This is a genomic window from Sandarakinorhabdus sp. (assembly GCF_041689835.1).
GTDB lineage: Bacteria > Pseudomonadota > Alphaproteobacteria > Sphingomonadales > Sphingomonadaceae > Sandarakinorhabdus.
On sequence record NZ_JBDNFM010000025.1, the window covers coordinates 1 to 10,092 of the forward strand.

Consider the following 10,092-nt stretch of genomic DNA (forward strand, 5'->3'; position numbering starts at 1 on the left):
ACCGCAGCATAATTGTCCACGCCAAACATCCCCGGCCGCTCCCAAAAGGAGCCAGCCTAACCGATGGCCGGGTTTTACACCGCCCTCATCGACCCCGCGCCGACGATCCAATGGCCTGCTTTGTCACCGCCGTGCACACGCCCGCCAGCGCCGGATCGTCCGCCGCCACGATTCCCGTCACCCAGCCCCCCATGCTGTGCCCAGCCAGCACGATGCGGCTGATATCAATTCCCAGTTTTGCCGCCACATCCGGCCGGCGCAGCATCGCCAGCACGGCGCGCGCGTCCTCCGGGTTCTGGGCAAAACGGAAAGCGCCTGGGCTGCCCCAGGCGCCGCGATAATTGAAGGTGACGGCGTTCCAACCCGCCCGCCGCAGCGCCTGCGCCAGATCGAGATTCTTCTCGTTGCCGGGCCAGCCGTGGCAGATGACGATGGTCGGATGCGGCCCTGGCCCGGCAGCAAGATAGGCGACGCCATTGATCTCCACCCCGCCCGATGGAATGTGCAACACCTCCATCCGGGCGCGCGGCGCGGCGGTGGCGAGCGGATCGGTGAGCAGCGGATTGGCTTGAGGTGCGGACTGGGCGAGTGCGGGCTGGGTTAGTGCGGGGTGGGCCGCGCCAAGGGCAAGTGCCAACAAGGCCAATTTCATCACGCCGTCCCCCACGGAAAGATCATCGTTTCGCATACCCTGCACCGCCGCGATCAGAGCTGCAAGCCGGCGGGCGGTAGCGCCGGGGCGCAGCGGAACCGATCCCCGCACGGCGCGTAGGTAAATTGTTGCCGACGCCGCAACAAGGAGCCTTTGCATGACCGAGACCCGAGATCTTGAAGCCAAATTCTGGAAAGCGCTGAAGTCGGATCGCACGATGATGCTGGGGATCGACGGTGCTCAGGATGGTCATGCCCGGCCGATGACTGCGCAATTCGAAAACGATAGCGGCCCGATCTGGTTTTTCTGTGCAGATGACAACGGGCTGTTGCCATTGCTGGACAGCAGCAACCGCGCCATCGCCATCTTTGCGGCAAAGGATCACGACCTGTTTGCCGCAGTCCATGGCCGCCTCAGTCTCGACACCGATCCGGCCACGATCGACCGCCTGTGGAACCGGTTCGTTGCCGCCTGGTTCGAAGGCGGCCGCGATGATCCCAAGCTGCGGCTGCTGCGGCTTGATCCCGAAGACGCGCAGATCTGGCTCGACGAGCACAGCTTGTTTGCTGGCATGAAGATGGTGCTGGGGATCGATCCAAAGGCCGCTTACAAGGACAAGGTGGCGACAGTCCGGCTCGATTAAGGGCTTTGCACCGGGGGCAGTGCCCAATCGATGGCGGGCTGCCCCCGCGCCTCCAGCCACGCATTGGCCTGGCTGAAATGCCGGCAGCCCAGAAAGCCACCGTGGGCTGACAGCGGCGACGGGTGCGGGGCTCTCAGCACCAGATGCCGGCTGTCGTCGACGAATGCCGCCTTTTTCTGGGCGTGACTGCCCCACAGCAGGAACGCGCACGGGCGTCCGCGTTCTGCCACGAAGCCAACCACCGCATCCGTAAAGCGTTCCCAGCCGCGCCCCTTGTGGCTGGCCGCCAGGCCCTGTTCAACGGTCAGGCTGCTGTTGAGCAGCAGCACGCCCTGCTGCGCCCAATGCTCCAGAAAACCATGCCGCGCCGGCGGGATGCCGAGGTCGGATTGCAATTCCTTGTAGATATTGACCAGACTGGGCGGCACCCGCACGCCCGGACGCACGGAAAACGCCAGCCCGTGCGCCTGGCCGGGGCCGTGATACGGGTCTTGCCCCAGGATGATAACGCGCACGCGGTCCAGCGGGGTCAGATCGAGCGCGCGGAACCACTCGCTGCCCTTGGGAAAAATGGCTTTTCCGGCGGCTTTCTCGGCTTTCAGGAATGTCTTGAGTGCCGCCATGTACGGTGAAGCGAATTCGCCGGCCAGGGGCACGGCCCAGCTTTGGTGGAGTTTGATGGGATCGGCCATGCGCCTGTGTGGCCGCAGCGCAGCCGCAGCGTCAAGCGCCCGGCCCGCTATTCCTGCCCACACCCATTCGCGGCAGCAGGTTGTCGCGGTCCATTACGACATGCTTGATGATGGCGGCGATATGCAGGGCCAGAAGCCCAAGCATGACCCAACCGAGTGTTTCGTGGATCTCGCCGACGCCGCGCGCTGTCACCGTGTCCAATCCGAATTTGGGCACTTCGAACAGGCCGAAATACATCAGCGGCAGGTCGTTGCGGTTGGTCAGCGCCCAGCCGGTCAACGGCAGGGCCAGCATGGCGGCATAAAACGACCAGTGCGAAGCCCGGGCGAGCACGCGTTCACCGCTGGTGAAATATGCCGGCAGCGGCGGCGGCGGGTTGGCCAGCCGCCAACCCAGCCGCACCAGCGTGAGCACGATGATGCTCAGCCCGAAACTCATGTGCAGGCCCATCACCAGCGCGCGCTGGCCGCCTTCCTTCGGCACATAATCATTCAGAAAACCGCCAGCCAGATTGCCCACGATCATCAGCGCCATCAACCAGTGCAGCGTGATGGCAACCTTGCTGTATCTGCTCAAACCCCGTCTCCCGTTGGCCTGCGGGCAACGTTAGGCACGGGCTGCGCCTGTGTCGATACGGGGTTACCCCCCTTCAAAAGGCGATTCGCGCGCCCACCCACAGCGTGCGCGGCAAGGCGCGTTCGATCACGCCGGTACCCGACAAGGCCGCCTGCACCTCGGCATCGAACAGGTTTTCAACCCGGCCCTCAACGGCCAGCCCCTTGATCACTGGCACCACCAGCAGCGCATCGACCATGGTGGCAGCGGCCAGGCTGCGGCTGTTCTGATCGTCTTCGAACTGGCTGGCGATACGGCGGAGCGTGGCAGACGCGGTGAACAGCGTGCCGGTGTAATCGATGGTGCCGGAAAACTGGTCACGCGGGGTTTGCGCCGGGCGAAGGCCATTCAGCGGCGCAGCGCTGCCGCTGGCGCTGATGGTGGGATCGACATGGCTCCAGCTGGCGGTCAACCCGAACGGGCCGCGGCGCAGGCGGGCATCGACTTCCCAGCCCCACACTTCCAGCGCATCAAGGTTGCGGCGCTGACGATAAAAGCCGCCGGCGCCCACAAAGCCGGCACCGGGAAACACCCCCGGCCCAGCCGCCTGCGTGACGTTGGCGATCGTGTCGTCCATGCGGTTCCAGAATCCGGTGACGCCGATTTCAATGCCCGTGGCCGGCTTCAGAGTGAAACCGAGATCAACGCCAGTAACCCGTTCGGGGCTGAGCAGCGCGTTGGCGGCGGTGGCATCGGGGCCAACGCGAAACGGGCGGTACAGTTCATTCAGCGTCGGCAGCCGCCAGCCGCGGTAGGCCGCCCCGCGCAGCGACACCCAATCGGCCGCCTGCACGGCCAGCCCGGCGCGCCCGGTGAATTCATGGCCCGACCGATCGGCAAAAATCAGCGTGGTGAACGGTGCGGCGGGGGCGATGGTGGTTTCCAGCAGCCGCCCGTTCTGTACCGTCCACCAATCGACGCGCCCGGCCAGCGTGGCCGTGACAATGCCGCTTTCAACACTGGCATCGGCAAACAACCCGGTGGTGGCGGTGCGGCCGCCAGCTTCGCGTTGGCGGGTGGGCGCAGCATTTACAAAAGTGAACATCTCCATGGTCTTGCCGGTCAACTGCCGCGTGTCTGCGCCCAGCCGCAGCGTGACGCCATCACCCAGCGGCGGCGCGATTTCGATGCGGCCGCCCCAGCCGGTGGCCGGCGTCGCATATTGCGCCAGGCTTTGGGTCACGTTGGCGCGCCCGGCGGCAACGGCCGCAAAATCCGACGTGAAATTGCGCGTTTGCACATAGGCCAGCGCCTGCCAGCCCCAAAGTCCCCGCTCCTGGCCGCGCCCGACCAGCCGCACGGCGCCGTCCACGCCTTCGGAGGTGTTGCGTGAAAACGCAGTACCGCGCTCGCGGCTGTCGGTGAAACCGGTGGCTGTCACCTGTGCTTCGGTATCCGGCGCGATGCTCACCACCGCGCGCAGATTGACGCTGGCCTGTTCGTAAGGCGCGGCGCGGTCAACCGGGCCACGGCTGCGGGCCACGATGGGGATGAAGCCATCGCCGCGACCATAGGCAGCCGACAGCGTGGCAAAGCCGCCATCGCGCTTCAGCCCCAGCGCGCCTTGCGCATCGATGCTGCTGCGGCTGCCATAGGCAACGGCACCGTCGAACAGCCGCACGTCGTTGCCGCCCACCGATTCCAGCTCGATAGTGCCGGCCAGTGCGCCTGGCCCCCAGTATCCCGAACCGCCGCCGCGCGTGACGCGAATACGGTCGAGCCGGCCGGTGGCATAAGCCGGAAACGCCACCCAGCCGCCGAATGGATCGGCCTGCGGCACCCCGTCCAGCACCAGCAGCGCCCGCGACGAGGCATTGCCGCCCAGCCCGCGCAGGGTGATGCCCTGGCTGGTGGCGTTGGCCGATCGGCTGTCTGAACGGCGAAACTGCTGCTGCCCGGCGATATCGGCCAGCACCGATTCCAGTCGGTTGGATCCGGTGTTCAGAATGCGCGCCCGGTCGATCACCACCAGCGACAGCGCGGCATCACCGGGCACGTCCTTGAGGCCCTTGCCAGTCACGGTGATCAGCGCTCCCTCCGCTTCGGCGGACATAGCGGGGGCAGCAGCGGCAAGCAGCAGCGCGGTAAGGGCAAGATGCGTCATGGCGGCGTCTGTTGCCCAAGCCGCCCGCCAGTGCAAGCACGCGCCATCTTTTGTTGGGCAGCGTCTTGGCGCGGCAACACAGTGATCCTACATTGCAGCAACAACGCAGGAGAAACGATCATGGCCAACCCCTGGCAGCACAACCGCAGCGGCAGCAGCGCCGACGATATCGATTTCGAGATCAAGGGCCAGGAACTGCAATTCGTCGAGATCGAGCTTGATCCCGGCGAAAGCGCCGTGGCCGAAGCCGGCGCGATGGTGTGGAAAGACGCCACCGTTGGGATGACCACCGTGTTCGGCGATGGTTCGGAGGCAGGCGGCAGCGGCTTCATGGGCAAATTGCTGGGCGCCGGCAAACGGCTGGTAACCGGCGAAAGCCTTTTCACCACGGTGTTCACTCACAATGGCGGCGGCAAGGCGCGGGTGGCATTTGCTTCGCCCACGCCGGGCGCCATCCTGCCGATCAAGCTCGACAGCGTCGGCGGCACGCTGATTTGCCAAAAGGATTCGTTTCTGGCGGCAGCGCGCGGCGTGTCCATCGGTATCGAATTCCAGCGCCGCATCATGACCGGGCTGTTCGGCGGCGAAGGCTTCATCATGCAGCGTCTTGATGGCGATGGCTGGGTGTTTGTGCAGATGGGCGGAACCGTGGTGGAACGCACACTGGCGCCGGGCGAAGAACTGCATGTGGATACCGGCTGCCTTGCCGCCTACACGCAGGGCGTCACCTTCGATCTGGTTGGCGCTGGCGGCGTGAAATCCATGCTGTTCGGCGGCGAAGGCGCGTTCTTTGCCCGCCTCACCGGCCCGGGCAAGGTGTGGATTCAGTCGCTGCCGTTCAGCCGCCTCGCGGGCCGCATGTTGCAGGCCGCTGGCGGCCGCGGCCAGAATCGCGGCGAAGGCAGCGTGCTGGGCGAACTGGGCGGTTTCATCGGGGGAAATCGTTGAGGCTTTGAGGCTCGGCTGTGATGCCCGATTGACGCGGTGGGCGGGCCACGCGCATTGATGCCGCGTGGCCAAGCTCTATTTCTATTATGCCTCGATGAACGCCGGCAAATCGACGGTGCTGTTGCAGGCCAGCTTCAATTATCGCGAACGCGGCATGCACACGGTGCTGTTCACCGCCGCGCTGGATGATCGTTCCGGCAGCGGCGTGATCGCCTCGCGCATCGGATTATCAGCGCCCGCAAACGTCTTCAGCGCCAGCACCGATTTGTTCGCCGCCGTGGCCAGCGCCCATGCCGCCGCCGCCGCCCATTGCGTGCTGGTCGATGAAGCCCAATTCCTGACCAGGGATCAGGTCTGGCAACTCGCCCGCGTTGCCGATGATCTGTGCATCCCGGTTCTGTGTTACGGCCTGCGAACCGATTTCCTCGGCAATCTGTTTCCTGGCAGCCAGGGGCTGTTGGCGATTGCCGATACGCTCACCGAATTGAAGGCGGTGTGCGCCTGCGGGCGCAAGGCAACGATGAACTTGCGTATAGATGCAACCGGCCGCCCCGTTGCCTCTGGCCAGCAGACCGAAATTGGTGGCAATGATCGCTATGTCGCCTTGTGCCGCCGCCATTTTTCGGCTGCCTTGGCCGGACAGCACCACCCTGAAGGGAAGCCGGAATGACCACCGTTCATGATTTCAGCGCCAAGACCATCGATGGGCGCGAAATTTCCATGGCTGATTTCGCCGGCAAGGTGCTGCTGATCGTCAACACCGCCAGCAAATGCGGCTTCACCCCGCAATACACCGGGCTGGAAATGCTGCACAAGAAATACGGCCCCAACGGCTTTGCCGTGCTGGGTTTCCCCTGCAACCAGTTCGGCGCGCAGGAACCAGGCGATGCCAGCGAAATCGCCAATTTCTGCAAGCTCACCTACGATGTCGATTTCCCGCTGTTTGCCAAGGTGGATGTCAACGGCGACACCGCTCACCCGCTGTTCCAGCTGCTCAAGAAACAGGCACCCGGCCTGCTCGGCAGCGAAGCGATCAAGTGGAACTTCACCAAGTTCCTGGTGGACAAGCACGGCCGCGTGCAGGAACGTTTTGCTTCGGCCACCAAGCCCGAAGCACTGGGCAGCCAGATCGAAAAACTGCTCGCGCAAGCCTGAAGGGAGCACGCCCGCCATGCACGCCAATCTGCCCAACGATCTCGCCCAATGGTGGATGCCGTTCACCGACAATCGCTATTTCAAGGCCAATCCGCGCCTCCTCGTCGCCGCCAAGGACATGCATTACACGACATCCGATGGCCGGCAGGTGCTCGATGGCTGTGCCGGGCTGTGGTGCGTGAACGCCGGGCATGGCCGCGATGCCATCGTGCGCGCCATCCAGGAACAGGCCGGGCAGCTGGATTATGCCCCCACCTTCCAGATTGGCCACCCGCTGGCGTTTCAGCTCGCCAATCGCCTGGCGGATATCATGCCCGAGGGGCTTGATCGCATCTTCTTCACCAACAGCGGCTCCGAAAGCGTCGATACCGCGCTCAAGATCGCGCTGGCCTATCACCGGGCGCGCGGCGCCGGGCAACGCACCCGGCTGATCGGGCGCGAACGCGGCTATCACGGCGTTGGCTTCGGCGGCATTTCGGTGGGCGGCATGGTCGCCAATCGCCGCACCTTCGGCCCCGGCCTGGTGGGCGTCGATCACCTGCCGCACACCCACGACATGGCGCGCAACGCCTTTTCGCGCGGTCAGCCCGCGCACGGCGCGGAACTGGCAGACCGGCTGGAAGCCATCATCGCGCTGCACGGCGCCGATACCATCGCGGCGGTGATCGTCGAACCGGTGGCGGGTTCCACTGGCGTACTGCCGCCGCCGGTGGGCTATCTGGAACGGCTGCGCGCCGTCACGGAGAAGCACGGCATTTTGCTGATCTTCGACGAAGTGATCAACGCGTTCGGCCGGCTTGGCGCGGCCACAGCGGCTGAACGGTTCGGCGTGACGCCCGATATCATCTGCATGGCCAAGGGCCTCACCAACGCATCGGTGCCGATGGGCGCAGTCGCGGTCAGCCGGCAGGTCCACGATGGCATCGTCGATGCCCCCGGCGATGTGCCCGGGATCGAATTGTTCCACGGCTATACCTATTCGGCGCACGCGCTGGCCTGCGCCGCGGCCCTCGCCGCGCTCGAGCTTTATGCCGATGAAGGCTTGTTCGCCCGCGCCCGCGCACTGGAACCGGTGTTTCAGGACGCCGTGCACAGCCTGAAAGGCGCGCGCCACATTGTCGATATCCGCAATCTGGGCCTGATGGCAGGCATCGAGATGGCGCCGCGCAATGGCGTGGTTGGTGCGCGCGGCATCGAATTGTTCCGGGCGCTCTTCGATGCCGGCCTGCTGGTGCGCTCGTCGGGCGACACTGTCTCGCTGTCGCCGCCGCTGATCGTGTCCGAAGATCAGATCCACGAGATGGTTGCCATCATCGCCGCTGAACTTGAAAAGCTGGACTGACGCTCCATTACGCCGATGTAATCTTTTTTCGGCCGCGACCTTGGCAAAAGGGGGAGGCTCACCCTACATGAGCCGCCTATGCCCGAATTCGGGAACAGGAGACCCATGGCCGCCACCGACCTTTCGCAGATGGATTTGAATCGGCTGGTCTACCGCTGGTTGAAAGACATTGTCTGGCCGGAAAAGAATTATTTCTGGCTGGCGCTCATTTACGGGATCGGCATCGCGCTGCTGGGCTTGGCCACGCCGATTTCGGTACAGCTGCTGATCAACAGCATCGCCAACACCGCGCTGCCGGCGCCACTGTTCACGCTGGCAGAGATGCTGTTCGGGTTGCTCGTCGTGTCGGGTTTGCTGTCGGTGCTGCGCATCCACTTGATGGAATTGTATCGCCGCCGTTTCATGGCGCGGCTGGTGGCCGACGTGACGATGCGGGTGATCAACGCCGCCGATCCGTTCTTTCAGGATGATCGCCGCATCGATCTGTTCAACCGCTATTTTGAACTGGTCAACATGCAAAAGGCGGTGCCGTCGCTGTTGATCGGCGGTTTCACCATCGTGCTGGGCATGTTGGTCGGCTTTGTTGTCACCAGTTTTTACCACCCGTTTTTCCTGGCCTTCAATCTGGTGTTGATTGCGCTGCTGTGGGCGGTGTGGGCAATCTGGGCCAAGGGCGCGATGAAAACCTCGATTGTGCTGTCCCACGAAAAATACAACGCGGCGCACTTTCTGGAAACTGTTGGCGCGTCGAACGGCTTTTACAAATCGGCCCGGCATATCGATTATGCGCTCGACCGCGCTGAACAGGTAAGCGCCAATTATGTGCAGGCCCACGCCGCGCATTTTTCCTACCAGTTCCCGCAAACCATCGCCTTTTATTTCCTGTACGCCGCTGCCAGTGCTGGCCTGTTGGCGCTGGGCGGCTGGCTGGTGATTCAGGAACAATTGTCGATCGGCCAGCTGGTGGCGGCAGAATTAATCCTGTCCGGCGTGTTTTCCGGCATGAACAGCCTGTATTCCTACCTTGACGATTGGTACGATCTGGCGGCCTCCATCGAGGAATTATCGCTGCTTTATGGCCTGAAGCAGGAAACCAAATCGCCGGCGGGCCTGGCCCCGCCCAGCGGCAGCGCACTGGAAATGAGCCATTTGCGCTTTACGCTGCCCGTCGGCACGGCCACCGTGAACCTGCAGATAGCCGAAGGCAGCCGCCTCGTTTGCCAGGGTGTGCCAGGCATGGAACGCGAATTTGCCGATCTGTTGAAGCGGCTGGAAAAGCCGACTTCGGGCCTGATCACGCTGGGCGGCGTTGATATCTCGCTGATGGATACGCTGGCACTGCGCTCCGATGTTTCCGTGCTCGATCGGGCGGCCATCGTTGAATCGACCATCGCCGACTATCTGCGCCTCGCCAATCCCGCCAAGAACGCCGCCGATCAGATGGCGGCGCTGAAACTGGTGGGCCTCCAAGATCGGCTGGCGCTGTTGCCCGAAGGCATCCACACCCGCCTGTCCTCCACCGGCGCGCCTTTTACCGTGGCCAAGATGATGCAACTGAAACTGGCCGCCACGATCCTGTCCGAACCGCGCATTCTGGTGATGTCGCCGCTGTTCGATACGGTGGCGCGGGCGCGGTTGAAGGCGGTGTTCGATCATTTCCGCGCAACCCGCACCACCATCCTCTATTTCAGCAACCGGCCCGAAGATCTGGTGCTGGATGGCTATCTGTGGCTTGGCCTCGATCGCCAGCTGATCACCCGCGACCGCGCCAGCTTCGATGCTCTGCGCGCCGCCGCCGGACGGGAAACGGTTGATGGCGACTGATCGCACCCCGCTGCCGGCGGGCCATTTCGCCACATTGCGCGGTATCAAGCCGCCGCGGGTGATGCGCATCCTGGCGGCAATGGTGGTGATCGGCATCGCCGCCGTGCTGCTGTTCA

10 protein-coding genes are annotated in these 10,092 nt (G+C 64.1%); 6 read left to right on the forward strand and 4 right to left on the reverse strand.

Annotated features, from left to right (window positions below; all coding sequences use genetic code 11):
* Nucleotides 1-85 precede the first annotated feature (85 nt).
* Entirely contained in the window at nucleotides 86-811 is a 726-nt protein-coding gene (locus ACESL8_RS01140) for an alpha/beta hydrolase family protein (RefSeq protein ID WP_372915043.1), read from the reverse strand.
* Here ACESL8_RS01140 and ACESL8_RS01145 point away from each other — a divergent pair.
* Entirely contained in the window at nucleotides 810-1,295 is a 486-nt protein-coding gene (locus ACESL8_RS01145) for a pyridoxamine 5'-phosphate oxidase family protein (RefSeq protein ID WP_372915045.1), read from the forward strand. The two genes, ACESL8_RS01140 and ACESL8_RS01145, sit on opposite strands and share 2 nt — an antisense overlap.
* Here ACESL8_RS01145 and ung read toward each other — a convergent pair.
* The 3 genes from ung to ACESL8_RS01160 all read right to left on the reverse strand — a co-directional run bounded on the left by ung (nucleotide 1,292) and on the right by ACESL8_RS01160 (nucleotide 4,707).
* Nucleotides 1,292-1,987, reverse strand: a complete 696-nt coding sequence (gene ung / locus ACESL8_RS01150) for a uracil-DNA glycosylase (protein WP_372915047.1) — start codon at nucleotides 1,985-1,987, stop codon at nucleotides 1,292-1,294. The genes ACESL8_RS01145 and ung overlap by 4 nt on opposite strands.
* Before the next feature lie 31 nt (nucleotides 1,988-2,018).
* A complete protein-coding gene (locus ACESL8_RS01155; protein ID WP_372915049.1) occupies nucleotides 2,019-2,564 on the reverse strand; it encodes a cytochrome b in 546 nt (181 codons plus the stop codon).
* A 73-nt stretch (nucleotides 2,565-2,637) separates the two neighbouring features.
* On the reverse strand, nucleotides 2,638-4,707 hold the full coding sequence (locus tag ACESL8_RS01160; RefSeq protein ID WP_372915051.1) for a TonB-dependent receptor: 2,070 nt from the start codon (nucleotides 4,705-4,707) through the stop codon (nucleotides 2,638-2,640).
* Between the two features lie 120 nt (nucleotides 4,708-4,827).
* On the opposite strand from ACESL8_RS01160, the gene ACESL8_RS01165 reads away from it, so the two are divergent.
* From ACESL8_RS01165 to ACESL8_RS01185, 5 genes are all read left to right on the forward strand, one after another.
* Nucleotides 4,828-5,655 carry an AIM24 family protein gene (locus ACESL8_RS01165; protein ID WP_372915053.1) on the forward strand — a complete coding sequence of 276 codons (828 nt, stop codon included), beginning with the start codon at nucleotides 4,828-4,830 and terminating at the stop codon, nucleotides 5,653-5,655.
* 64 nt (nucleotides 5,656-5,719) lie between these two features.
* Nucleotides 5,720-6,325 (forward strand): thymidine kinase, encoded by a 606-nt coding sequence (locus tag ACESL8_RS01170; RefSeq protein WP_372915055.1) that lies wholly within the window; start codon nucleotides 5,720-5,722, stop codon nucleotides 6,323-6,325.
* Nucleotides 6,322-6,810 (forward strand): glutathione peroxidase, encoded by a 489-nt coding sequence (locus tag ACESL8_RS01175; protein ID WP_372915057.1) that lies wholly within the window; start codon nucleotides 6,322-6,324, stop codon nucleotides 6,808-6,810. Before ACESL8_RS01170 ends, ACESL8_RS01175 begins: the two co-directional genes overlap by 4 nt.
* A 16-nt stretch (nucleotides 6,811-6,826) precedes the next feature.
* The gene (locus ACESL8_RS01180; RefSeq protein WP_372915059.1) at nucleotides 6,827-8,152 is read left to right on the forward strand and encodes an aspartate aminotransferase family protein; all 1,326 of its coding nucleotides are present in this window, start codon (nucleotides 6,827-6,829) and stop codon (nucleotides 8,150-8,152) included.
* 105 nt (nucleotides 8,153-8,257) lie between these two features.
* Entirely contained in the window at nucleotides 8,258-9,976 is a 1,719-nt protein-coding gene (locus ACESL8_RS01185) for an ABC transporter ATP-binding protein (RefSeq protein WP_372915061.1), read from the forward strand.
* The last annotated feature ends 116 nt before the right edge of the window (nucleotides 9,977-10,092 follow it).